Origin of the sequence: Sinorhizobium medicae (assembly GCF_007827695.1) — a bacterium.
Classification (GTDB): domain Bacteria; phylum Pseudomonadota; class Alphaproteobacteria; order Rhizobiales; family Rhizobiaceae; genus Sinorhizobium; species Sinorhizobium medicae.
In genome coordinates, this window is sequence record NZ_VITA01000023.1 from 26951 (window position 1) to 52668 (window position 25718).

Sequence of the window (25718 nt, forward strand, 5' to 3'; positions counted from 1 at the left end):
CTCAGTCGTCCTGTTCCAGCCAGAAGGTGTCGGGCTTGTAGGCGCCGAAATAGCTTGTCGGGTCGAAACCCCAAAGGCCCTCTTCCGGGAAATTGCGCAGCTTCTTGGTCACGAGGATAGGCTGCAGGGAACTGTTGACCAGCCCGATCGAGAACACCTGGTCCGTATAGATGGACAGCATCTTTCTCCAGATGTCCGCCCGCTCGGCATCGTCGGCCGAATGCCTCCAGCGCTTGAGCAGCTCCAGAAGTTCGACCACGGCCGGAAGGTCTGGCGTTTCTCCCATTTCGCCGTGCGAGATATAGTTCAAGCCCCAGACGGGCCATTGCAGCTGGTCGTCCGCTGTCGGCGCGAGCTGGTGAGGACTCATGTCGGCCGTCGGCACGCCGTTGTCGATACCGAACCATATCGACATGATGATCTCGCCCCCAACCGCACGGCTGCGGAAGGTATCGCGCTGAGAGGTACGGATGAAGAGCGAAATGCCGACTTCACGCCAATAGTCGGTGATCAGCTGCAGCACGTCCGTATCGAGTGTGCTCTCGCCGGCCGTCTCGACGACGATCTGCGCCTTTCGGCCGTCGGGAAGAATACGGATCCCGTCGCTGCCGCGTTTGGCCAGCCCTGCGGCGTCGAGCAGGGTGTTCGCCTGCTCCGGGTCATGTGCGATCCAGGCACTTGCGAATTCGGGACGGAAGAGAGGGCTTTCCGGCAGCACAGTATCGGCGCTCTCCTTCGTCAGCCCGTAGAAGGCGGCCATGTTGATCTCGCGCCGGTCGATTGCGAGCGACAGAGCCCGACGGACGCGCCCGTCTCTTAGCAACGCCCGCCACACCGGGTCGGCACAGTTGAGGTTCGGCAGCAATGCCAGGCGCGATCCCGAGGTCTTCTTCCAGAGCTTCACCTCGACCGGATACCGCTTCTCCGCATCCTTAAGATAGGTATAGTCGACGAAATCGATCCCATTTGCCTGCAGGTCGCTCTCGCCCGTGCCGGTCTTTGCCGGGATAAGCGCGGACGAGCTCACGCTGAGAACGAACCGGTCGATGTAAGGCAGCTGCAGGCCGTTTTCGTCCACCCGGTGGTAATAGGGATTGCGCTCGAAGACGAACTGTTCGGCAGGCAACGGCGTCGTGTTGCGCCAGGGGTCGAGGGTGGGCAGGTCCGGGTTCTCCGGCCGGTAGGACCGTGCCATGCGCATGTGGAGCTGGCTCCACCTCTTGACCCGCTGTTCTTTCAGTAAGGTCTTCAGCTTGTCCTCTTCCTGATATTTTTTGTGGAACTGCTTGAGATAGGCCGAAGGCATCGCCACGATCAGCGGCTGCGGCGCGGCGAGTTCCTGCAGGAAGACCGGATTTGGCATCGGCCAGGAATAGCGGACCGTCCGTTCGTCGACGATTTCGAACTTGGGCGCTTGACCATCCATCACCATCGAGGTCGGCAGGCCTGCCGGGGAAAGGTCCTCGTTGAGCAGAACGTCTTCGAAGCAGTAACGGAAGTCCTCGGCGGTCAGCGGCGTGCCATCGGACCACCTATGGCCCTCGCGCAGGTGGAAGGTGAAAATCCGGTCCTCGACCGTTTCGTAGCTTTCGAGAACGTCAGGCTGTAGGTTCAGTTCCTCGTCGTACCCGACCAGGCGTGCATAGCCATAGATCGTCATCAGGCGAATGTCCTTCGCACTGCCGATCAGGCTGCGGATGGTGCCGCCGTGCCGCCCGGCTTTGCGGCCCATCCCCGCGACATTGATCACCCGCGGCGTCTTCGGCAGCCTTTCGCCGACCGGGGGAAGTTTGCCCTCCTGAACGAGGGCAGCGAGCGGGTCGGCCCCGCCTGCAGCCGCAAGCAAGGTTTTAGGAAAGGCCGCCGTTGCGAGAAGGCCGAGCGCGGTTCTGCGGGTGATCATGGGCGTAACTCCCTGGCATCCACCGATTTGCGGGCAAGGACAAAATGGCCGCCGCCGAGATCGGCGGGAACAAGAGCCTCGTCATCGCCACCATCGGCGAACTGCACGCCCCAGCGCTGCTGGTCCGACCCGCCGCTCACCTGAAGCAAATCAAAATCGAGCTTCCGATCGAGATCAGGATAGGGAACGGCAGCGAGGAGCGATTTGGTATAGGGGTGGATCGGGTCGCTCATCAGGACTTCACGCGGTGCCAGCTCCACGATCCGGCCCGCATACATGACGGCGATCCGGTCGGCCATGTAGTCGACGACCGCGAGATTGTGCGAGATGAACAGCATCGTAAGGCCGAGTTCTTTTTGCAGATCCTTGAGAAGATTGAGGATCTGGGCCTGTACCGAAACATCGAGCGCGGAAACGGGTTCGTCGCAGATCAACAGCTGCGGCACGAGCGCCAGTGCCCGGGCGATGCCGATTCGCTGCCTTTGGCCGCCGGAGAAGCTGTGGGGATAACGATTGATGAAGCGTTGGTCGAGGCCTACCGCCTGCAGGAGCGAGCGAACGGTTTCGACGCGCGATTTCGGCGTTCCGCGGCCATGAATTTCCAGCGGCTCGCTGAGGATGTTCTTGACCGTCATGCGCGGCGAAAGCGAAGAAACAGGGTCTTGGAAGACCATCTGGATCTTCGCGCGCAGCGCCTTGAGTTCCGCGCCATCGAGCTTCAGGACGTCGAGCGCGCCCTCACCATCGTCGAACGTGATCGTTCCCTTATCCGGCGTTACGGCTCGCATCAGGATCTTGCTTATAGTGGTCTTGCCACATCCGCTTTCACCGACAAGCCCAAGGCATTCACCGCGGCGAATGTCGAAGCTGACATTGTCCACTGCACGGTGCCGAAAAGCGGAGCCGCTGCCGAACCAGCCTGAACTGCGCGTGGAGAACGTCTTCGACAGGTTGCGGACGGAAACGAGCACATTTGGCCCTCCCGCTTTCCTGACATCGCGATCGCCGATAATCGCGCCGGCCTGGACCGGCACCTCGCGCAGAGCTTTGAGCCGTTCGCCGGGTTTCATGTCGAAGTGCGGCACGGCCGCCATTAAACCCTTGAGATAAGGATGCTGGGGATTGCGGAAGATTGCATCCACGGGCCCTGCTTCGACGATCTCGCCATGATAGATAACGACCACCTCGTCGGCCATGTTGGCTACGACACCAAGATCGTGGGTGATCAAAAGCATGGCCATGTTGAGCTTGCTTTGAAGCCCGCGCAGGAGCTGTAATATCTGCGCCTGAACCGTAACATCGAGCGCAGTCGTCGGTTCATCCGCGATGAGCAGCGCCGGACTGCAGATCAGCGCCATGGCAATCATCGCGCGCTGACGCATGCCGCCTGAGAGTTCGAACGGGTACATGTCATATGCCCGCTTCGGGTCGGAAAAGCCGACATAGCCGAGCAGTTGCTCCGTCCGCTCCCGGCGGCCAGCCTTGTCGATATCCGTATGAATCTTCAGCACTTCGGATATCTGGTTACCGATCGTGTGGAGCGGCGACAGAGATGTCATCGGCTCCTGAAAGATCTTGCTGATGCGCGCGCCGCGGATATCTTGGATTTCGCGCCCGCCGCTGTCCAGCGAAAGAAGGTCGACGGGCTTGTTCCCGGTCGGATCGTTGAACACCACCCGGCCCGTGACGCTTGCTACGCTCGGCAGGATGCCCATGATCGCCTGGCTGATCGCCGACTTGCCGGACCCGGATTCACCGACGAGCGCGGTCACCCGTCCGGGCAGAATTCTGAAACTCGCTCCGCGGACGGCTTCGACCCCGCCGCCCAGCACTGAGAATGTGATCCGCAGACCCTCAACTCGCAGCAGGTCCGCTCCTGACGTCATCGCAGCACGCTTCCCTCGATACCCCTCCTGCACGATCCCAATTGGGGCCGCCCCCAGAATAAAATCATGCAGCCACTTCCCACAGCGCCGCGCGTCTTAAAAGCGCGAGGTCACATTAGCCCCTGATTGCCCCATATTTCCCTGCCCCTTGATCGCAGTCGATCAAAAGAAACATGCAGCGGCTTACAGCGACATCTGCTCGCCCCGCCGGACGCATGAAGCTGTAACCTTTTACCACTCAAAAACAGTAGCGTAGGTTAAACGGGCTGTCCAGCACGCCGCCGGAAAGGTTCGCGAAGCGCCAGATGGCGGCCTGAAATGCATTGTGTCCGGTCGAACTCACCGCAACGCGCAGGCCGAATGTACATTTCACTCGAAACTGCTGCCTGGTTGGGCGGCACGTATCAAGAGAACGGGCAGTTGCCGTTCGTCAGGACGTCCTCGCAACGAAGCGAGCGCCGGAAGTCGTCGTAATAAAGGGTCCAGTCGGTCGTGTGAGCCGCACGATAGGGTCCGAACTTGAAGTACTGGTTTTCGCCGAGGCCCTTGTCCGCGTGGCCGATATGGCCCTTGACGGTGATGATCGGCTGGCCGTTGGCAAAGAGCTCTATATGGCCCGATCCGTCGGGGCCAGGCTTGGTAAAGACGACGAAATCGATCCAGCCGGACTCCGGATCCGGCAAGGGATTGCCATGATTGGTGATGGTGACCCCGTTCGTGCATGCGTTGAAGAGGCTGCCGTCTTCCGGCTCCCAGTTGCCGTCGGTCGCCACCAGCATACGCATCTGGTTGAGCTCGGGGCGGACCCAGACCGGCACCTCGCCCGAGCCGCAGCGTGCTGCTACGTTCGCCTGACCGGTCGAAACCGGCGGCAGATAGTTGGTTTCGATCGTTGCGAAGAGCTTACCCAAGTCCATGCGCAACGCCAGGAAGGGGCTGAAGTCGCCATCGGCGCCGGGATCGATTTCACGCTTCCATTGCGCGATGAGGTAGCGGTGATCGTCGCTCGGAACCGGATCGGCGAACTTCACCGAGAAACCGTACCAGACACCCTTGTCGTAGGGGACGCGCAGCTCCGTCTTTTCCCAGATCTCCGCCCGCTCGCTGCAGCCGTCGTGATCGGTGGGGCATTTGGGCGCGATGCTAAGCTTCAAGCCCCCCTCACCAGTGCGCTTGACGGCGCTCTGGAACTCATAAGAGCCCGCGCTTTGCTCAAAATTATCGCGGTAGTAGAGCCCGCCTTCAGGCGCAAAATCCCTGCCCTCGAAACCGTCGAACAACTTCTGTTCATAGGCTGGCGTCTCGTCCGCGGATTGAGCGTAGGTGAAACCCGGCACGGCAAGTGCCGCCGCAAGCAGAGCTATACGAAACATCGATCCCCTCATTGAAGCATCTTGTCGATCAGACCACGCGGCGCAGGCAGCCGCTTCTTGTTGCGGTAGAGCAACATGACATGTTCCGCCTCGGAAAGTCCATCCTCGGTTGCATCGTATGCCCGCTCCTGTGCGATTGCGGCGAGAGCGGTATCCCGCGGATAGAGAACCGTGAACTTCTGGCGAACGCCCCTTAATTTTTCCTGCCCCAGCGTTTGCCATTCCCCGCCGCAATAGTTCACGAAGGCTTCGCTCGCGACGACGCTGTGGTCGTATTTCTTCGTCAGGCTCTGCAGGCGCTGCACTTCGTTGACGGCAGAGCCGAAAACCGAGAATGTCAGCCGGTCGCGCAGGCCCACATTGCCGAACATGACATTACCGACATGAAGCGCAATGCCGTAGCCGATCGCATCACGGCCTTGCGTCTTGCGCTCCGCGTTGAGCGCCGCCATGCGAGCGGTTGCCGCCCCCACGGCGGTGAAGGCTTCCCGGCTGGCCATCTCGGAGGGCTCCTTGTGCCGCCCACAGGGATAGACGCCGATGAAACCGTCTCCGACGAAGCTCAGAATCTGTCCGCCGTTGCGATTGAAGGGGGTGGCGATCGCGTCGAAGAAGCCGTTCAACGACTCGATATAAGCCTGCCTTCCCTCTTTTTCCGCGAGCATCGTCGACTGACGCATATCCGCCATGACCAGAACCGCGCGTACCGTTTCTCCATCGCCTCGCCGGACCTGGCCACTCATCACGCGGCGCCCCGCATTGGCGCCAAGATAGGTGGTCAGCATGTTGTCGGCGAGTTTGCCGAGCACGGCGACCTTGGCGGCGATCGCCAGATGGTTCTGAAGCCTCAGCAGGGCCGCGATGACGTCGTCGCTGAAACCGCCCTGGCGGTCCGTCGTCCACGAGCCGACCATGCCATGTTCGGATTCGGCCCCGAGCGGTTGCATGAAGGCAATGTAATCGGTCGCTCCCTGCTCCTTCAGCTCGTCGAAAATGGGGAACTCCGACGGTAGGGCCGGATCGATTCGGCGCCTGACATGGTCGAGATTGTTGCTGAGCAGATAATAATACGGGCTGTGGAGGAACCGCTCGGGGTTGAGCGCCAATTCCTCGTGACGAAGGCCGCTCACCTCGACACCTCGACCCCGCCACCACGTAAAGCCAAGGGCGTCATAAAGCGGATGGAGCATGGAAAAGGACAGATGGACACGCATGAGCGGCAGGCCAGCCGCCGCCAGTCGCTCGCAGAAACCACGCACAATGGTTTCCAGTGTCTCGTCACTGAGCGAAGTTCGCATGAGCCAGTCAGCGACCTTGTCCAGGAGGATTTCGGAAACGTTGTCGTTGTTCGGGCTCATGCCATAATCCTCATGTCGCGGCAACGGTTGCCATCGGCGCAGGCCGCAAAGCAGCGATCGCTCGCTCGCGGCAAAAAACCGAATCCGGCACCCGTCGGTGAAAGAAAGCTCCCGCCGCCTCCCGCGGTCGTCATACAGCGATCGGGTCACCGCTGCGCTCCTGCAGATATTCACGGCCGAGTACAATTTCCAGTGACCACGAGCGATTTTTGATCGTCGCCGGATCGTACACGCAACCGCCCTTGGCATTGCACCCTCAAAACTGCCGGGGTCCCTCACGACCGTGTGGTCGCCCGAGCGGACAAGACGACGCGGGGAAGGAAGCGCGCGGGCTCCGCCGGCAAACGAGCGGCGCTTGACTTGCGATGTCTTTCCCGCCAACAAACGGTAATGGTCCCCGCGGCCGGACCGCCGGAACCGCACCACCGGCAACAGAACTGGAAGCCAATCTCGACATCCCCGCACCATGACAGGCTGCTCGAATCGATCTCTCGCCGCACCGCCCGCGTCGGCGTAATCGGGCTCGGCTATGTCGGCCTGCCGCTCGCCGTCGCAACTGCACGCTCCGGCTTCCAGGTCACCGGTTTCGACGTCGATCCTGGCAAGATCGTCGCGCTGGATGCCGGCCGTTCGTATATCGAGGCGGTCGAGGACGAGGCGCTTGCCCGCGAATCCGAAGCTGGACGATTCCGCTCCACCACCGATTTTTCTGACCTCGGCCTTTGCGATGTGATCATCATCTGCGTGCCGACGCCGCTTACCAGGCACCGCGACCCCGACCTCTCCTTCGTCGAAAACACCTCGCGCTCGATCGCGGCGAGCCTGCGGCCGGGTCAACTCGTCGTGCTGGAGTCCACCACCTATCCCGGTACCACCGACGGCATCGTTCGCTCGATCCTGGAGGAAACGGGGCTCAGATCAGGCACGGATTTTTTCATCGGCTTCTCGCCCGAGCGGGAAGACCCGGGTAACCGCTCGTTCAAGACGACCAGCATCCCAAAGGTCGTGGCGGGAGACGGACCGCTGGCCGCAGCGCTGATGGAACGATTCTACGCCGCCGTGGTCACGACAGTGGTTCCGGTCTCGTCAAACGCCACGGCGGAGGCCGTGAAGCTGACCGAGAACATCTTCCGGGCCGTCAATATCGCGCTCGTCAACGAACTCAAGATCGTCTACGACGCGATGGGTATCGACATCTGGGAGGTCATCGAAGCGGCGAAGACGAAGCCGTTCGGCTATATGCCCTTCTATCCGGGGCCCGGGCTTGGCGGCCATTGCATTCCCATCGACCCCTTTTATCTGACCTGGAAGTCCAGGGAATACGAGCTGCCTACGCGCTTCATAGAACTCGCGGGTGAAATCAATTCGGCAATGCCTCGCCATGTCGTCGCCAGGCTGGCAGAGGCGCTCGACAAGCGAGAGGGCAAGGCGCTCAGCCGCTCGAGCGTCCTCGTCGTCGGGCTCGCCTACAAGAAAAACGTGCCGGACATTCGCGAAAGCCCCTCCCTTAAGCTGATAGAACTCATCGAGGAGCGCGGCGGGAAGGCCGCCTTCTATGACCCGCATGTGGAAGAGATTCCCGCCACGCGCGAATATATGGCCTTGAAGGGCCGACGTTCGGTCGTCTTCGACGAAGCGACGGTACGCAGCTTCGACGCTGTTCTGATTGCGACCGATCATGACGCCGTCGATTATACCGGGCTTGCCGGCTGGTCGCCGCTGATCGTAGATACGCGCAATGTCTTTGCACGTCGGGGCCTTGCCGCCGGGCACATCGTCAAGGCTTGATCATCGAAGGTAGGCTTCCCGCCTGTGAAACGTTGCCGGCAAGGGTGGCCTTCAGGTTCCGGGCGGCCACCGCGTACCCGCCGGCCGCCCCGTCGATGAAGTGCATGTGGTCGCGGCTCATCGGCGTCGGAACGATACACGTCATCAGTGCCGCATCCTGCCGGTGCAGTCCGTAGCGGCATATGCCCGCCGCGACCCCTTGCTTCAGCCGCTCCTCGATTCTGCGTAGCCGATCGAGACTGACGTCGATCGTCATCTTCAGAGCGTCATCAAACTTGCGGAAGTCCGAATTGCTGGCAAGGTCGCGCGCATATCGCTTGACGTCGAAGGGGCCGAAATTGATGCCGAGCCTGAAGCAGAGAAAGAGAGCAAGGCTCTGCGCGGCGACGAAGAACCAGGCCATTGAGCGGCGGCCTCTCGGCGCGACGGCGCGCGATTCCACCGTGATGCCGCGCACCGACAGATGGGGCTCGGGACCGTTTTCCGGTACGGGGTGCCCACCCCTCTCCTCCCCTTCGGCCAGTTCCACGATGTCGCCGATCAAATCCTGGAATTCAGGTCCGATGCCGCGCTCTCCCGGCACTGCGATGATGGATACGATCGCCCCGTGATGTGAGACGATCGGGTTCCAGCGGCAGGACAATCCGGTCAGGTCGGGCCGTGTGCCGGTCGGGGCGGCCGCAATCTGATAGCGGCCTGCCTTCATTTCAGCTTCCGCCCAGCTGGCGCCGCCGCCGGAGAACATGGCATAGGAGACCACCTCGCTCGCCTTGAAGCGCGCAACGCGCATGTCGAAGCCATTGGCGCGCACGTCCGAGACCGGGACGATCGCAGCGCGAAGCTCCAGTCCAAGCTCTTCCGCAACCCATGTTTTCGCCGCAGCGAGCGCGTGTTTTGCCTTTGCCGCCAGCCCGCCGGGCACGACGGCGAGCGCACCGTCGCCACCGAAAACGAAGGCGAGATTTTTCTCGTCAAGCGCATTCATGAGCGCGGAGATGACGCTCGCGCCGGCCATGTTCACGCTCTTGTATCGCCCTTCCGCGATGGCTCCCGTCGAATCCACGATGTCGGCAACGGCAAGCCACCAGCCTTCGGGCAGGGGCCGGTAATTGGCCTCGTCTGCGACACCTTCGAACGCCTCGAAAAGCGGAAGGTTCGCGTAAAATTCCCTGTCGGCCGGCTGCACCATGTAGCCAAACTCCCGAATCTGACGTTTGTCGTCGTTTCAAAACTCGAAATTCACCAGATAATTCACCCCGTCTGATGGATAAAGCACCTTCATGACAAAGAATAGTTTTCTCTTTGAACCAGGCAAAGCGTGCGTGACGCAGCCAATGGCATTGCAGGACCCTTATGATTTGTGCTTGTCTAATCACCAGGCCCGGGCAATGTGCTACGGTAGGGCAGGATAAAGCCGGAACGGAATGCAGGACGATACTTTTCGAGTGAAATTCTGGGGCGTTAGAGGCAGCTTGCCGGTATCCGGCGAGCAATTCCTTCACTACGGAGGAAACACGCCCTGCATCGAAATCCGCTGCGGCAAAGAGGTGATGATCTTCGATGCGGGATCAGGCTTGCGCGAAGCCGGGCTGTCGCTCATGTCCGAAGGCGTGTCCGCCTTCGACGTCTTCTTCACCCACACCCATTACGATCACATCATCGGCCTGCCTTATTTCAAGCCGATCTATCGCTGCAGTTCGGCCGTCCGCTTCTGGTCTGGCCACCTCCATGGCAAGATGACCACGGCGGAGATGATCAACGAGTTCATGAGACCGCCATGGTTCCCCGTTGGTACGGGCATCTGCCAGGCGAGCCTCGACACCGTCGATTTCCGCCCGGGTGAAACGTTGTCCCTGCGAAAGGACGTTTCCATCCGCACCATGAGCCTCGTGCATCCCGGCGGATGCATCGGTTACCGTGTCGAATGGGGTGGACGTGCGGTCGCACTCATCTACGACACCGAACACGAACCCGGCATCCTTGACCCCGTACTCCTCGATTTCATCGCCGGAGCCGATCTCATGATCTATGACTGCACCTATCTGGAGAGCGAAATGTCTGCCTTTCGCGGCTACGGACACTCGACGGGAATGCACGGATCATTGCTCGCGAAGGCTGCCGGCGTCGCCCGCCTCGCCATGTTCCACCATGACCCGTCGCGCACCGACGCGGCACTCGCTGCCATGGAGCAGGAAGTTCAGGCTTTCTTCCCCGGCGCCTTCGCTGCCTGCGACCGCCAGGTCATCGATCTATAAGCTCGGTGATCCTGCGCCAGCGGCAGGCCGGGTGCGAGGTGGTGATCTCGAAAAGCTTTGAAAGGAACTCCCACACGCTCTCGTCGTGAACGAGATGATGGGTGAGAATACCCACCGACCTGCCGCTGTTTTCGACCTCATCCAGCCGGCGATCGATGTCGCGGAGGATATCGCCATGCGGACGACAGCCGCGGGTGCCGTGCCAGTCCATCACGTCCACATGGGTATTTATGAGCTGTAGCCCGGTATCCCGGAACGCGGCGCACTTCTCGCCATCCTCCGGTCCGAAAACTGAAAGCGCTTCGAAACCGATATCTTGCAATTCGGAGACCAGCCCAGGATCGATCCGGTTCCAGGGCGGAACAAGCAGGGGCGCCAAAGCGGCCGGATAAAGCGCGGACAGACGGGCCCATCCGGCGCGCAGGTCGGCAGCAACGGTCTCCCGCGGTCTGTGAGCACCCAGCTCCTGCCGTTTTTCAATGGCCGGGGCATGGTTTCGATGCGACCATCCGTGGACGGCGACATCGATATGCATGCGACTGGAGAGAGATCGCGAAAGGCGCTCGTCGGTACTTGCCGGTATGACGGCCAGGGTCACAGGTACCGAGAAGCGGCCGGTGAGATCAAGCAACCGGTCAAGGGCGGGAGACGGTTCCACGGCATCGTCGTCCCGCAGCCAGAAGTCGATACATTCGCCTCCATCCTGCAGCGCGTCGAGCCTGTCCACGCACCTTTGCCAGGCGGATCCCATCTTCATTTCGCACACTCCACAAACTCGGCGAATATGCCAGAGAGACGCGCGGCGGCGGCGGGAAGCGAGCGCTGCTCGAAAACGAATTGCCGCGCGCGCTCGGCCATCTGCTTGCGCGAGGCTTCGTCCACCAGCAATTGCCGAACCGCCGCGGCGAAGGGCTCGATGTTGCCGGGCGTCGTCAGACATCCCGTTTCGCCGTCTCTGACGACCTCAGGCACACCGGCCGTGCGTTGCGCAACGACCGGGAGGCCTGCAGCCTGCGCCTCCAGATAGGCCAATCCGTAGGCCTCTCCGCAGCCCGGCCAAATATAAAGATCGCCGGCGGCAAGAAGCGCGGGAACCGCCTGCGGCGCTTTTTCGCCCAGCCACTCCAGCCGCTCTGAGGGAAAGGCCGCGAAGGTCTCCAACACCTCGGCGCGGGCGGGACCGTCGCCTATGACCGTCAGCTTCCAAGGCAGGTCCGCGACGAGAGCGAGGGAGCGGGCAAGCATGCGGAAGCTATCCATCTTGTCGCCGGCTCGCATCATCGCAACCGCAAGCAGACGGGTCTCGCCTTGTTTCGTCCTTCGCAGGTCCCGAAACGGCGACACATCGATGAAAGGGGCGAGCAGCGCCGTGCGCGCTCCGGGTATCGCCTCATCGAGGCCGTGCCGATCGCGCTGGGTGAAACAGACGTTGACCGCGGCCCGCCGTGCACCCGCGGCAACCTCATCCTGTGCAAGCTTCCAGGCGCCGATGTTGCGCCGATACGAATAGGAACTTTCAGCGGTCACGTAGGGAATCGAGAACTCCGTCGAGAGTGAAGGACCGATGAGATCCGGAGCCTTATAGTAAGGGTGGTAGCAAAACCACACGTCGGGCGGACCTTCCGACCGCCAAAGCCGCCTAATCCGGTCGATTTCCCGTTGGGATTCGTCGCGCAAGGCTGAAAATGCCGAGTGCGAGGCTTCACGCAAGAAGCTGCGCAACTGAGAGACGACGGCGACATCGTGCCCGGCCAGCCGGAGCGCTTCGATCAGCATGCGCGCCATCTGCCTGTCGCCGGAAGGGACAGGATGATCAGGCGATTTCAGCGGCGCGTGAAAGGCGATCTTCATTCGGCCGAGCTATCCCGCAGCCCGTCCCGATGTCAACAGAAGCCTGCCACATCCGGCTTCGCAGGCGTAGAGGATTACAACGATCACCGCGGCCGCTATTCCGCCGCTTCCTCCCCACCCTGAGCCAGGGCCGCATTCTTTTTGGCGATCGCATCACGCGTCGCGGCCGCCGCCGCAGGCCCGGATTGCGCGTCGTCGCCGGCGACCTGAACAGTCGGCGAGGCGAACTGGATGCCATTGTTCTTGAAGGCGTCCTTGATCATCGCCTGCGCACGACGGCGGACTTGCGTCTGGTGTCCCGGCTTGGTCTTCATGGCGAAGCTCAGGGATATGCCGTAATCGCCGAATTGCTCGACACCCTTCATCTTTACTGTTTCGATGATCATCGGCGCCAGCTCGGGGTCCTCGAGCAATGTGGCCCCGACCCCTTTCACCACCTTCTTCACCTTGGCAACGTCCGCATCGTAGGAAACATTGATCAGGAACTTGTCGATGACCCAGTCGCGACTCATGTTCTGCACCGCGCCGAGCGAGCCAAAGGGCACGGTAAACACCGGCCCCCGGTGATGCCGCAATTTGACCGAACGGATACTGAAGGATTCCACTGTCCCTTTGTAGCTGCCGCTCTGGATATATTCGCCTACACGAAAGGCATCGTCCATCATGTAGAAGATGCCGCTGATGACGTCCTTGACGAGCGTTTGGGAACCGAAGCCGATGGCAACCCCGAAAACGCCAGCGCCGGCGATCAGTGGACCGACCTCGACGCCGAGACCCGACAGCACCATCATACCGGCAACGACTGCGATGAAGGCCGCGAGGAAATTGCGCAAAATCGGCAGCAGCGTGCGCAGGCGCGTGTTGCGTGCGAGCTCGCCCGGGTCCTCCACCGTCAGGCTGGCGCGCGCGATGCGCACGTTGATGGATTCCTTGGCCAACTGCCAGATGAGATCGGCCGCGAGCAGTATCACTATACCCGCCAGCACGCCGCGGAAAATGCGATTGAAGGCGTCGTCCTGCATCATCTGCGCGCCGCTTATGCGGAAGGTCATGGCTAGCCACACGGCGGCGAGAGCTATGATGACGAGCCTCGCCCCCCGTTCGATCAAGACATTGCGCAGCACACGGAAGTCCTCCGCGGCGGCGGCATCCAGCATCGTCCGTGTCGCGGCGCTGACGAAGCGCAGCAATGGCGGCAGACCGAGGACATAGACGCCAAGCCAGAACAACACCTCCATGCCCGCGATCCAGAAAAACCAGAGCAAGATCAGGAAACCGACGATCGAGGCGTTGCGCAGAACGCTGCGCGCGGGGGCCATTTCGGAAACCGGCCGCCGCCATGCCGTATCGACAGCCAGTCCAAGAACAATAAGCCCCAGGACCGCGGAGGTGAGTTCGCGGACGTCTGCGGGGAAGGCAAGCGCCCGCATCATATCGAGGATAGCCCATAGGATCGCGATGGTGCAGATGAACAGCACGGACCTTCTGAGCCAGTAACGGGCGACGTGCGGAGCAAGCGACACATGCGACCTTGCTGCGTCCGCGGCCGCGGCACCTCCGATCGCCGGCGACAACACGGCCCAAGCGATGGCAATCAGCAGGCGGGCGACGATCCAGGCGATCAGGAGCGGCGCGACCGCCGCCTCAAGGCTACGCGGCCAATCGGCGAACACAAAAGCGGCGACGGCAGCGACTGCGAAAGCGACAAGGGGTGCGATGCGAACGAAAGCCGCGAATCCTCCGGTCCCTTGCGCATTGTTGCGGCTGGCGCTACGCCGCAGGAGATAGCGAAGAAGGAACTCGGCGCCGTAACCGATCAGCAGGACCACCGCAAACGCCCAGATGACCGGCAAGCTTCCCTGGCGCTGCATGTCGCCCGACACGCGTTCCCGCGCCGCCCGCCATTCGGGCATCACCCGCGGCGCCGCGGCCACAAGCCCGGAAAGGTGCCCCCTGATGGCGGCGATCCAGTTTGCAGCGAAACCTTGGGATGGCTTGACGGCTTGCTCCGGAGCGGTCTTTTTCGTCTCGATCCATCCACGAACCTCGGGGTCGTCCAGCAACTGCATGAGTTGCTGAACCTTGACCGGTGGCGTCGTCGCCGGCTCTTGAGCCATCGTGGGCGTCGCACAAGCAAAGATCAGCAGGAGAAAAAAGCCTGCTACGACACGCCCCAGACCTGTACCCATGCGATAGCCCCTCTCATCGCCAGTCCACTCGGCGGCGATAGTGGCATATCAACACCTACGCGTCACCCTGCAATGCCGCCGGGGGCGTGAACGCTATTCCGGTGCAGCACTCCGGGGCTTTTCCGAGCTCAAGCCGAGCCGGCTCCGACGACCGAAGCCGCTGCGGCATGGTCGCGAGCCGTGTGCTTCAAGGCCGATAAGGCGACTGCGTCCCATTGCGAAAGTATGCGATCCGGCAAGTATCTCTTGGCGCTCGCCTCTGCATTTGCAGCCAGACGGCTTCTGAGCTCGCCGTCGGCAAGGACCCTGGAGAGCGCCTCGGCAAGAGCATCCACGTCATTGCTGGGAACGAGAAGTCCATCCTCCCCATGCTCCACCATGTCCGAGGGGCCCCACTCGCATGCAAAGGAGACCACGGGAAGCCCTGCAGCCATGGCCTCGAGCAGAACGATGCCCCATCCCTCGTAGCGCGACGACAATACGAACACGTCAGCCGTCTCAACCCACAGTCCGGGCCTTTGCGTCACGCCCGGCATCTCCACCCTGTCGGTCATATCCAACGCATCCCGCAGGGCCTCGAGCGATTTCCTGTCGTCGCCCTCGCCCCAGATGACGAGCTTCCATTCGGGGTGCCTCCAGGCAATCCTCGCAAAGGCCTCGATCAGGAGATCGAAGCCTTTCTGTCGCGTCAGCCGGCCGACGGCGGTCAGGATATTGTTGCCGCGTCTCTTCTGCCATTCGCCGGGGAGATCGACGGCATTGGCGATAACCCACCCTCGGCTACGCATCTTCTGCGGAAAATAGTCGAGAGCGCCCCTCGTCATAGTCACGAGCCCGAATGCGCGCGGATACAAACGGCGCTGAATCCATTTCCAGAACACACCGAAAGGCTGCAGCGCCGGATTATTGCGCTCGGAAACAACCACAGGCACCGGCAGTCCGATCGTTGCAAGAAGCGTCAGTACATTGGTCCGGGTCAGGAAGCTCAAGACGAAATCGGGCTGCGAGTGGCGAATTGCAGAGCGCAGGCGGTAGATTCTCCTGAGCACGAGCAGGCCCGCCCGAATCTTCCCGCCTTGCTGCGGCGGCAAACCGAGACGTTCGATCGCGATCCTCGGATCGAATTCGTAGTAAGGTCTGGCATGAGGCAGTTCGAGCGTGATCAGCGTCACCTTGCAACCGAGCTGGGCCCAATGGTTGGCGACCAGCTTTACCACATGTTCGGTGCCGCCGGCCCCAAGGCTCGGCAGGATAATCGTCACACGGGCCCCGGACATGTTTCCAGCCACGACAGCCGGGGAGTTCGAATTTTCACTCATTTCGAAATATCCCTCCCCTGCGGGCCCGCGCGTGGCACCGACAGGCATGATGGCTGCCTTTGCAGCAACGATTTCTCTTCGCCCAAGGGACGTCATCTGGTGCCTCCATTCCGCCATTCGTGATGCCAACCATCACAATTTCTACCACTACTGATAGGAATGTTTACGGGTGCGCATAACGCCCTAAGCAAGCACGTCATTGACAGAGTGCGTGTTTTTCATTTCATATTCAATTTGCTAAAACGAATGCATGAAATTGCCAGCCGCGGAACGATCCGCACGACAAGTTTATTTAATTGTTTTCAAGAATCAATAGCGCATTAAACGCGCGACCGCTGCCGACGGAAAGAGTTTTCTATTTGCATCAAAAATCCCGTTGAGAAACGGCGAGTAGATTTCATTCTGAAAGTCTTTATCGCACCGGTAAAGCTTCAAAACTAAATTTGACCGCGCGTCATTTGCGCGCCGGTGATCTCAATTTCGAGGGAACGACAATGGCTAGCATTCTCAGGCGGATATGGCGTCGAGTGGAGAAGCGAGTACGGCTCACGACTTACGCCGCCAAATCCGATTGCTTCCTGATCTCCTATCCGAAATCGGGCCGCACATGGTTCCGGTACGTTCTTTCCCATTATCTCGGGGCGGTTTCCGGCGTGCCCGAAGGGATAGATCTTCACAACATGTTCTCGATCGTGCCGAATTTCGATCTCGACCCGGTGCGGGGAATGCCAGGCTACCGCTTCCGCGAGACGAAAAAAACCATCCCGACTATCCTTGTCAGCCATCTGGACTACAGGGCTAGTCTGTTCCTCCGGCGCCCGGTGATCATGATGGTAAGGGACCCGCGCGATGTTATCGTCTCGGCTTATTTCCATGCGACCCGGCACAAGCACCGTTTCGCAGGAAGCATTACCGAGTTCATAAAGGACCAGGATCAGGGCATGCCCGCTATGATCGATTATCTCAATCGCTGGGCAGCCGGTTTATCCAGCCGTCCGCACTTCGTCCTGAGCTATGAGGGCCTATCCGCCGATACGGAAGCACGAACCGAAGCGGTGCTCGGCTTCCTGGGCTGCCCGATCGATCGAACGGCACTGCGGTCAGCGGTGGCGGCCGGCCGGTTCGAGGCCATGCAGGACAGGGAACGGGTAGAAGGCATTCCGGCACATGACTACGATCGAAGCGACGTGGAAAGTCTTCGCATGCGCCGCGGCAAGGCCGGCGGATTCCGGGACTATCTGGACGAGGCACAGGTCGCAGAAGTCGAACGCCTGTGCGCAGTCGATCTCACGGCGGCCGCCAAACGTCTCGTCGGCCATACCGGACTGAACGTCTGATACGCCACAGCACGCACGTCCGAACCGTTCCACCCGGATTGCTCCGGGGCATTCCAGTTTCCGCGATTCCGGTCGGCCGACAGAACCCTTCGCTGTCCGCCTCGTTCAGACTGCGGTGACCCGCAGTCTGAATCGTGCATGTATGCGGTTTTCCGCGCGCATTCCGCGTCTCAACTTATTCGAATCGTACCGTCCATGTCTTTAGACCGACCCGCCCTAAAGACATGAACGTGATCGAGTCTAAGTCTAGCCACGCTTGCGGGATGGCATGGCAATGCTCGCCCTGGCAAGCACCTCCCGCAGGACATGCGCGGCCTTCTCCATTGCCGCCGTATCGTGCGCGGGGTCGACCAGAAAGGCCAGGCTCGTCTCTCCGAGTTCCCGCGCATTCGGCAATCTCTGCGGCGGTGCCATGCCGGCGTCCGTGAAGGCCTTTTCCAGGTAGATTTCCGAGCAACTGCCACTGAAGCATGCCACGCCGGCACCATTCATCTCGGCGATGATCCGGTCGCGGGTCCAGTCGGGCCGCAAGCGTTCCGGTCGGAGGAAGGTATAGAACCGGTACCAGGCATGCTGGGTCCCCCGAGGCGGCAGGGGCGTGCGCAAGGCTTCGATCTCCTCCGCCGCTCTGGCGAGAATAGCGGCATTGTGCGCCCTTATGCTGCGCCACTCCGCAAGGCGCTGCAATTGACGCGATCCCATGACGGCCTGGATCGACGTCATGCGCCAATTGGTTCCGATTGACTCGTGCAGCCAGCGGAAACCGGGCGGGTGCTCTCTGTTGTAAACGGCGTCATATGACTTGCCGTGATCCTTGCGGCTCCAGGCCTTTTTCCAGAGTTCCTCATCGTTCATCGCCACGAGCCCACCCTCGCCTCCGGTGGTGATGATCTTGTCCTGACAAAAGGAAAAGGCCGCGATGTCGCCGAAACTGCCGACCGGACGGCCATCGATTTCGGCCCCGTGCGCCTGAGCGCAATCCTCTATAACCCAAAGACCCTTCTCGCGGGCAAGTGCCATGATGGCAGGCATGTCGCAGGGCCAGCCGGCCAAATGCACGACGATGACGCCCCTGGTCTTCGGTGTCAGCTTCGCCCTGATGCTTTCAGCAGTGATGTTCTGACTGTCCGGATCGACATCGGCGAAAATAGCGACGCCGCCCGCCATCGGCACCGTGGAGGCCGAGGCAATGAAACTGCGCGGCGTTACGATGACCTCGTCACCGGACGCGAGCCCAAGGGCAAACAGCGCGAGGTCCAGCGCAACCGTTCCGTTGGCGAGCGCCACCGCATGTTTGACGCCGAGAAAGCGCTCATAGGCAGCCTCGAAGTTGCGTACGTGCGGGCCCGTCCAGGCATTCACTTCGCCCGATCTAAGGATCGACACGACATCCTCGATTTGCTCCTCATCGTAAACCGGCCAGCGTCCCATATGTCCCTCCAATTCGGATTGGTTCTATCGCAACAAGCTGAGTAATCCCCGTGTGTTGCCGTATCGGCTAAACGACGTGACGGATCAGCACGAAGGCTTCCGCTGCTTTCCGCATCACGGTTGCACCGCGCAACGTCGCCAGCGCTTTGAGCGTTGCGATCGAGCGCTCATGCGGCGGCTGGCGGACCTGTGAAGCAAACATTTCCATCGCGTTGAGCTTGGCCTCGAGATGATCGCTGATGTCGACGAAGACGTTCGGCACGAAGGGCGGAGACAGATAGGGTGCGTTCCAGTTGGTTTCCGACAGCGTCTCGTAGGCGAGAACGAGCTTCGGAAACTCTGCCTGATGCGGCCGGCAGGCGACCAGCGCGGAAATGAATGTCAACTGATGGTCCATGTGCATGTCGCCGACGAAGGGCAGCAACACGGTTTGCGGCGACAGCCGGCTGACAAGCTCGAGCAAGGCGGCATTGACGGTCGCATGCGACGTTTCTGAAAGCTGTGCCGCCGGCAGCCGGAGCCATATGGTCTCCTTCACGCCCAGGACGCCATGCGCTTTCCTTGCTTCGGCCTGGATCCGGGCCGTTGCCTCCGGGTCGAAGGCCGGGGGCTTTCCCTCCGTCACGACGGCGACGAAGACCTCTTCGCCCTCGGCCGCGAGCCTTGCGATCGTACCGCCTGCGCCCAGCACCTCGTCATCGGGATGCGGTGCGACGACAAGAGTACGCCCGAAAGAAACCTGTCCGCTACCCATGAAACCTCCTCATCGAAAATCCTGGCGCCTTCGGCGCATGCCCATCCACCGCATCACGCCTTTGGCGGCTCTGCGCCAAGGCGACGCGAAAGAAATTCCCTGGCCTCCTGCAGGTGTCCTGCGTGGACGCTTTCGCCTGTTACCAGCGTCTTGACGGTCAGCAGAAGAATTCGCGCATCGAGCCAGAGATTGGCATGAGCAACGTACCAGAGGTCGAGAGCGATCTTCTCGTCGTCCGAAAGCCGCGTGTTGCCGTTCACCTGCGCCCAGCCGGTCATGCCCGGAGCGACGCGGCAGCGCATGCGGCCGAGCTCGCCGAAGCCTGCGACCGTCGCCAAGGGAAGAGGGCGCGGGCCCACCATCGACATATGGCCGCAAAGGACCGCAATAAGTTGCGGCAACTCATCGAAGCGCAGCCGCCGCAACAGCGCGGTAGACGCGGTCTGCCGCATATCGTCCGGCAGAAGCGTACCGTCGGGGGCGCGCGCATCCGTCATTGTTCGGAACTTGGCAACGGTGAAGACGCGCATTTCCACACCGGCCCGCGCCTGGGAGAAAAACAGCGGCAAGCCGAGCGTTGCCCAAACCACGACCGCGGTTGCCGCCATCAGCGGCAGGCACAGGACGAAAACGGTTCCGGCAAGCAGACAATCGAGGAGACGCTTGAGACGATAATATCCCAAGGAGGCAGGCAGGCCCAAGCTGACAGCCGCAGGTTCTCTAAAGGTTTTCAACTCAATATTCCCTTGGCGCACGATGGCGTAGAGCGTGTCTTCAAAAAGTTCTGAAATAAGGTCTTACATTCCGGCAATAGCCACCGTCAGCACGTCGCCAGGAACGAGTTCAGTCAAGGGCGACGCCTTTATGCTGGCCGGCGTGCCGCCAACCGGGTTTCGACGGATCTCGTAGGTATAGGAAATCTGCTTCTTCTTCGACTCGTCTTCGGCCACAGCGGTCATGAGGAGAATTTGTTCTTCGGCGGAGTGCTGTTGGGAAATCAGCTTTTTGATCGCGATCTCACGCGCCTGGAGTTGGGTCAGGATATCCTTCTCCCGGTCGGCCGCAAGCTTCGCCAGTTGCAGCTTCAATTCACTCATTTCCTGACGCGACCGTGCAAGGGTGGCGAAAGTCTCGAGAAGCTGCGCCTGTTCGGCCGAGGCATTGTTCTCGGCGCGCGACAGGTCGCTCTCTGTATTCAGGCCGCGCTTGCGCAAGGTAGCGGTACGGTCCACATCCTCCTTGCTGTTCTGCACCACGTCCTTTTGCTGCAGAACCAGTTGGTTCAGAATATCTATTCCACCCTCGGCCTGAGCGATACCTTCGGTCAGGATCTGCGCCTGCGACTTGTTGGCCGCAAGGTCGGCTTTCAGGATCTTTTCTTCGAGCTCGACGACACCATCGAGCGGCACGCTGGTCACATAGTCGCGCGCGACCTCGGGGACGTCGGCGAGGTCGATTTTGTCAGAGGACTTCAATTGCGCCACGAGCCTCGCGGCATAGATGGCTTCGTGCACGATCTCGGCGCGAGCACCCTCGATGTCCCCGCGCAAACGCGCCCGTGCGATGATCCTGTCTGAGGCGTTTGCCGCAACCACCTGCATGCCTCCCGCCAGACCGACGGCCTGCTCGACCGTCAACCCGCTGTAGAAGGGAAACGAGCCCGGCGTCTTGACTTCTCCGAGAACGAAGATCGGCCGGAAGGTGGATATATCGAGAGAGATCTTCGGATCGACGAGAATTTCGCGCTTGCGGTACTCGCCGCGAAGCCTCTCCAGCGCCTCCGGCACCGTGAGCCCGACGACGCCCACGGCGCCAATGAGCGGAAATTGCGCTTCGCCTTCGCCCGAAACGGTCGCGGTGACCGGCAACTCTGTATCATCAAGGAAGTCGAAGGTCAGAACATCTCCAGTGTTAAGCCGGTAATCACTGGCTCGAGCCGGCATTGCTCCTATCATCGCACAGGCGAGCACCCATAGAACCATCAGCAGCAGGAACGCCCCATTCATTAAGCGGGGCAAAATCGTTCCGAAAACGGCCGGTGAAATCCCCATCTCACAGCCTCCAAAAAGGAATAAAGAAAACGCTACCAAAAAATATTGGGCGACTATATTCTTCCACGCGCTATCACGTCAAAGGTTTTTAACTAATCGCGGCCTTCTTGTTGAATTTGATCCTTGAGCCTCCCCGTATTATGGTGAAAATCGCTTAATATTTCAAACTGTTGTATAAACTTATTGCGTTTTTAGAGGAGCGTTGGCGGGAAAGATCGGCTCACCGTGCACAAGGCGGCCTCGCAAAGTGGTCGGCATGATTTCGCCAGCTCTTCCTCTGACATATCCATTTAGCCAACGAGAAGTCCTTGTGGACGACCGCCGGGAGCGGTTTGCGACAGTGGGCTTGGCACATGACCTTTGCTTATTACATTGTCTTTTAAATCACAGGCGGTTCCAGTGGCGTTCCGAAAAAAGCTTTTCAAGAAAATCGGCGGCTTGCGACAAATTCTCAGTCGAGAGAGAACGCTGCTCGAGCGCCTGCAGAGCATTGCGCATCTGCTCACCGGAAACATTCTGAGCTCGGTGATCGGCCTCATCGGCTTTGCCCTCACGGCGAGGGCCCTCGGCCCGGCGGGCTATGGCATTCTCGCGCTGTGTTTCTCCTATACGCGCGCGGTCGAGAGGATCGTAAGCTTCCAGTCCTGGCAACCGCTGATCAAATACGGCGCGCACTCGCTCTCGGATAACGCCGATGACTTCAAAGAAATGCAGTCCTTGCTCAAATTCGGGCTGCTGCTCGATGTTTCTGCGGCGCTCGCCGGATGGCTGATCGCCGTCCTGTTCATCCTGTTGGCCTCACCCTGGCTCGGGATCTCGGAGGACGGAGCGAGCCTTGCCATACTCTACTGCACGGTGCTGCCATTCCAGGTATCCGGCATGCCGACGGCCGTTTTGCGCCTTTACGGGCGCTTCATGGCGATCGCCTACGGCCAGGTCGCCACAAGCGTCCTTAGGGTGGCTCTTTGCGCCATCGGCGTCGCCACGGGCGCCGGCCTGTTCGAATTCACGCTCATCTGGATGTCGGCGCAGATCATCGGCACCCTCGTTCTCGTGCTTTTCGCGCTGGCCGAACTGCGCCGGCAAGGTATCCTCTCGGGCCTGCTGAGCGCCCCGCTTCGCGGCATTACCGCCCGGTTTCCGGGGCTTTGGAAGTTTGCGATCTCGGCGAACCTGTCGCTCACCATCCGTTCGAGCGCCAACGAGCTCGACACGCTGCTCGTCGGCTATCTCGCCGATCCGACTTCCGCCGGACTCTATCACATCGCTAAACGCATCGGCCGCATCGCGCAGCAGGCCGGGGTGCAGGTACAGGCCGTCCTTTATCCGGAACTTGCCCGGGCATGGGCCGCCAAGGCGCTCGGCGCCTTTCATCGGGCAGTCGCACAGATGCAGGCGCTTCTCCTCGCCTGCGGCCTCTTTCTGATCGGCGGCCTCTATCTCCTTATCGGCCCTCTCCTCTCCTGGGCCGCCGGCCCGGAGTTCGCGGCCGCCGGCCCACTCGTGATCGTGCAGTCGATCGCCGTCACGATGACCCTGTGCGGCGCCGTCATCCGGTCGGCGCTTCTGGCAATGGGACGTGAGAACGAGATATTGCGCAGCGTCACGATCGCCGCGATCGGTTTTCATGCGACTGCATTCGCTCTCATTCCGACCATGGGCGCCATGGGAGCGAATGTCGCTCATATCGTCATGGCTTCGATCTGGTTGTCAACGATGATGCTGAGCTACCGTCGCACCCCGGCGCCAGGGCCTTGATCGCCAAATGCAAAGAAGCATCTTGCCTCCACGACGTTTTTCTGTGAAATTCCCTCGATAGATTTCATTCATTTCAAATTGCCAGATTATCACTTAACCTGAGGTCGCTTTTCCGGATTTTTTCGCGCAAATTCTGCTGCTTCGCCAGGAAACATCAACCGATACATTTACTCGTATAGCCGAGACGTAACGGCACATCCTTTCGCGCAGCATTTTCGGAAGCAGTGTTTGACCCCAGGATCCACGCCCATTGGAAGGCGGCGGCGCACCTGTTGTTTTCGGTGTAATCGCCTTGCGTGGCGGTAGACGAAAGGGCCAAAGATGCAAATGCGGGACATCGATTTTTTGATCATCGGCGCGACGAAAAGCGCAACGACGTGGCTTCAGCAATCTCTGCAGCAGGATCCCGGCATATTCATGCCCGATCCCGAACTGCACTATTTCAGCCGTTACTACGACCGCGGCGACGAATGGTATCTGGAGCACTTCGCAGCGCAGGAGCACCGACGGCTGCGCGGCGAGAAATCCAATTCCTACATGGACGTGCCGGAGGCGGCACAAAGAATAAAGGAAAAGCTGCCCCAGGCCCACCTGATAGCGCAGCTTCGCAACCCAGTCGACCGGGCCTATTCCGACTACTGCATGCTTTATCGCCGCGCCGAAGTCGGGCGGGACATCGCCCAGTATCTCGATCCACGACAAGGGGCAGGCGGGCGCTTCCTGAATGGCGGCCTCTATTTCCAGCAGCTGCAGGCGTATCTCGACCGCTTCCCTTTGGAGCAGCTTCTGGTGCTCCTGTACGAGGACCTGAAGGTCGATGCCGGCGCCCAGGTCGCCCGCGTCCGCGGCTTCCTCAAGCTTGAAGCCGATGTCCCGCTAAAGCCGCTTGCAAAGAAGGTGAAGGACAAATCAGAACCGGTCGTCAATCCGACGCTGCGCCGGCTCCTGCGCCCCTTGAAGCCCGTCGCTGCTCCATTCCGGCAGAATACCGGCTTCAAGAAACTGCGCTCGCTGATCGCCGGGGAGCTTCAATACGCACCGCTCAGCCGTGACCTGCGCGAGCGGATGACCGATTACTTCGCACTTGAAACGGAAAAACTCGGCGCTCTTGTCGGACGCGATCTGACAAGCTGGCTGAGAAACAGAAGCCTCGAGAAATGACGTCCGGCGCGGCCGCGGCTGTCGAGCGCTCAGCAGTTTTTTGGGAACCACGGTATGGTATCGTCTGCAGCAGTTGATCTTCGCCAATCAGAAGCGCCCGGCGTAAGCGTTGGCGGCCATCAGGCGGTCGTGTGCTTTCCCTTCATCGGGGACCTCGTTGGCGGAAGCCACATGTCCTCGCTTGGTCTGATACGAAATCTCCCCCGGGATCGCTTTGTGCCATTGGTCGTGCTGCACCATACCGATGGACCGGTCGCGGAATTGTTCCGCCGGGAAGGCATCGGCTTCGTCGAGGCTCCCGTTCTGAACCGCCTCCAGCGGGCGGCTCCGCGCAACGGCGCCGCAGTGGTCAATGTCGTGCGCACGGTTCCGGGGCTGGTAAAGTTTCTGCGTGCAAGAAATGCCTCGATCGTACACACGAATGATGGCCGCACGCATCTTATCTGGGGTCTTGCTGCGCGAATTGCCGGGTCGAAGCACCTTTGGCACCATCGGGGCGACGCAACGTCGTTCGGTCTGCGCCATGTCGCCCCCTGGCTGCCCAACCGGCTGGTTGCCGTGTCGAAATTCGCCTCGCCCCGGCCGGGATTTTTCTCGGCCGCGGGCAAATGCAGCGTCGTTCACAGCCCCTTTGATGTCATGAAAATGGACGGGTTCGATCGAGTGGAAGCTCGCAACAACGTGCTGGCCGCGATCGGATGTTCGCCCGATACCAAGCTCCTCGGCTATGTCGGAACGCTGGTTGCGCGCAAACGGCCGATCCTCTTCGTTGAAGCGATAGCCGCCTTGAAGCGGCTATCGCCTGAGACCAAAGTTGCTGGCCTGTTTTTCGGCGATGCGCTCAATGGGCTGGACGAAGCGGCGAGATCCCGCGCCGAGGCACTCGGGGTAGGCGATTGCATTCACTTCATGGGCTTCCGTTATCCGGGCGAAGCCTGGATCGCCGGACTGGATGCCCTGCTGGTAACGGCTGTGAATGAACCTCTCGGAAGAACACTCGTCGAAGCGATGTTGCTCCGCACACCGGTTATCGCGGCCGACTCCGGTGGGAATCCGGAGGTGGTCGAAGATGGCAGAACCGGAATGCTCGTTCCCGCAGACGACCCGGATGAATTCGCCAAGGCTTGCCTGGCACTGTTCAACAATTCCGAACTTCGCGACCACCTCGTGGAAACGGCGCGTAGCGAGGTCCGCTCCCGTTTCAGTTTCGAGCGCCACGTGCACGCAATTACATCGGTCTACGAAAAGCTGATCGGTGGAACCGGAATGCGGCGCTCTGCAAGTGCAGGCCCGTGACCGGGGCA

Annotated in this window: 19 protein-coding genes; 6 read left to right on the forward strand and 13 right to left on the reverse strand. The window is 60.7% G+C overall.

All coding sequences use genetic code 11. The annotated features are described in order from the left end of the window. Nucleotide 1: 1 nt before the first annotated feature. From FB009_RS27870 to FB009_RS27885, 4 genes are all read right to left on the reverse strand, one after another. The gene (locus tag FB009_RS27870; protein ID WP_024312219.1) at nt 2–1903 is read right to left on the reverse strand and encodes an ABC transporter substrate-binding protein; all 1902 of its coding nucleotides are present in this window, start codon (nt 1901–1903) and stop codon (nt 2–4) included. After that, nucleotides 1900–3789: an ABC transporter ATP-binding protein gene (locus FB009_RS27875; RefSeq protein WP_024312220.1), complete on the reverse strand. Its 1890-nt coding sequence runs from the start codon at nt 3787–3789 to the stop codon at nt 1900–1902. The genes FB009_RS27870 and FB009_RS27875 overlap by 4 nt, the downstream gene beginning before the upstream one ends. 404 nt (nt 3790–4193) lie before the next feature. Continuing rightward, complete coding sequence (locus FB009_RS27880) at nt 4194–5162, reverse strand: polysaccharide lyase (RefSeq protein WP_024312221.1); 969 nt, start codon at nt 5160–5162, stop codon at nt 4194–4196. A gap of 8 nt (nt 5163–5170) precedes the next feature. Then, on the reverse strand, nt 5171–6520 hold the full coding sequence (locus FB009_RS27885; RefSeq protein WP_024312222.1) for an adenylate/guanylate cyclase domain-containing protein: 1350 nt from the start codon (nt 6518–6520) through the stop codon (nt 5171–5173). A 390-nt stretch (nt 6521–6910) separates the two neighbouring features. Here FB009_RS27885 and FB009_RS27890 point away from each other — a divergent pair, with 390 nt between their 5' ends. Continuing rightward, on the forward strand, nt 6911–8308 hold the full coding sequence (locus FB009_RS27890; RefSeq protein ID WP_145162462.1) for a nucleotide sugar dehydrogenase: 1398 nt from the start codon (nt 6911–6913) through the stop codon (nt 8306–8308). Here the strand turns inward: FB009_RS27890 and FB009_RS27895 are convergent. Next, entirely contained in the window at nt 8298–9497 is a 1200-nt protein-coding gene (locus tag FB009_RS27895) for a DUF3095 domain-containing protein (protein ID WP_024312224.1), read from the reverse strand. The genes FB009_RS27890 and FB009_RS27895 overlap by 11 nt on opposite strands. Before the next feature lie 235 nt (nt 9498–9732). Between FB009_RS27895 and FB009_RS27900 the strand changes: the two genes are divergently transcribed. Beyond that, nucleotides 9733–10563 carry an MBL fold metallo-hydrolase gene (locus FB009_RS27900; protein WP_018011456.1) on the forward strand — a complete coding sequence of 277 codons (831 nt, stop codon included), beginning with the start codon at nt 9733–9735 and terminating at the stop codon, nt 10561–10563. Here FB009_RS27900 and FB009_RS27905 read toward each other — a convergent pair. The 4 genes from FB009_RS27905 to FB009_RS27920 all read right to left on the reverse strand — a co-directional run bounded on the left by FB009_RS27905 (nt 10550) and on the right by FB009_RS27920 (nt 15922). Beyond that, nucleotides 10550–11320, reverse strand: a complete 771-nt coding sequence (locus tag FB009_RS27905; RefSeq protein WP_018011457.1) for a polysaccharide deacetylase family protein — start codon at nt 11318–11320, stop codon at nt 10550–10552. The two genes, FB009_RS27900 and FB009_RS27905, sit on opposite strands and share 14 nt — an antisense overlap. Continuing rightward, nucleotides 11317–12414, reverse strand: coding sequence for a glycosyltransferase family 4 protein (locus FB009_RS27910; RefSeq protein WP_018011458.1), 1098 nt, complete (start codon nt 12412–12414; stop codon nt 11317–11319). The genes FB009_RS27905 and FB009_RS27910 overlap by 4 nt, the downstream gene beginning before the upstream one ends. 95 nt (nt 12415–12509) lie before the next feature. After that, nucleotides 12510–14603, reverse strand: a complete 2094-nt coding sequence (locus FB009_RS27915; protein WP_024312225.1) for a mechanosensitive ion channel family protein — start codon at nt 14601–14603, stop codon at nt 12510–12512. Nucleotides 14604–14731: 128 nt separating this feature from the next. Then, a complete protein-coding gene (locus tag FB009_RS27920; RefSeq protein WP_024312226.1) occupies nt 14732–15922 on the reverse strand; it encodes a glycosyltransferase family 4 protein in 1191 nt (396 codons plus the stop codon). 494 nt (nt 15923–16416) lie between these two features. On the opposite strand from FB009_RS27920, the gene FB009_RS27925 reads away from it, so the two are divergent. Continuing rightward, nucleotides 16417–17259, forward strand: a complete 843-nt coding sequence (locus tag FB009_RS27925; protein WP_012061515.1) for a sulfotransferase domain-containing protein — start codon at nt 16417–16419, stop codon at nt 17257–17259. 246 nt (nt 17260–17505) lie between these two features. Here FB009_RS27925 and FB009_RS27930 read toward each other — a convergent pair whose 3' ends face one another. The 4 genes from FB009_RS27930 to FB009_RS27945 form a co-directional block, all read right to left on the reverse strand. Continuing rightward, the gene (locus FB009_RS27930; RefSeq protein WP_012061514.1) at nt 17506–18690 is read right to left on the reverse strand and encodes a DegT/DnrJ/EryC1/StrS aminotransferase family protein; all 1185 of its coding nucleotides are present in this window, start codon (nt 18688–18690) and stop codon (nt 17506–17508) included. A gap of 67 nt (nt 18691–18757) precedes the next feature. Then, nucleotides 18758–19444 carry a PIG-L deacetylase family protein gene (locus FB009_RS27935; RefSeq protein WP_012061513.1) on the reverse strand — a complete coding sequence of 229 codons (687 nt, stop codon included), beginning with the start codon at nt 19442–19444 and terminating at the stop codon, nt 18758–18760. Nucleotides 19445–19497: 53 nt separating this feature from the next. Beyond that, the gene (locus FB009_RS27940; protein WP_012061512.1) at nt 19498–20178 is read right to left on the reverse strand and encodes a sugar transferase; all 681 of its coding nucleotides are present in this window, start codon (nt 20176–20178) and stop codon (nt 19498–19500) included. 63 nt (nt 20179–20241) lie between these two features. Continuing rightward, nucleotides 20242–21495, reverse strand: a complete 1254-nt coding sequence (locus FB009_RS27945) for a polysaccharide biosynthesis/export family protein (protein WP_012061511.1) — start codon at nt 21493–21495, stop codon at nt 20242–20244. A gap of 399 nt (nt 21496–21894) precedes the next feature. Here FB009_RS27945 and FB009_RS27950 point away from each other — a divergent pair, with 399 nt between their 5' ends. The 3 genes from FB009_RS27950 (at nt 21895) to FB009_RS27960 (ending at nt 25710) form a co-directional block, all read left to right on the forward strand. Then, nucleotides 21895–23253 carry a lipopolysaccharide biosynthesis protein gene (locus FB009_RS27950; protein WP_012061510.1) on the forward strand — a complete coding sequence of 453 codons (1359 nt, stop codon included), beginning with the start codon at nt 21895–21897 and terminating at the stop codon, nt 23251–23253. 321 nt (nt 23254–23574) lie between these two features. Beyond that, complete coding sequence (locus FB009_RS27955; RefSeq protein ID WP_012061509.1) at nt 23575–24414, forward strand: sulfotransferase family protein; 840 nt, start codon at nt 23575–23577, stop codon at nt 24412–24414. A 54-nt stretch (nt 24415–24468) separates the two neighbouring features. Further along, entirely contained in the window at nt 24469–25710 is a 1242-nt protein-coding gene (locus FB009_RS27960) for a glycosyltransferase family 4 protein (protein ID WP_024312228.1), read from the forward strand. The last annotated feature ends 8 nt before the right edge of the window (nt 25711–25718 follow it).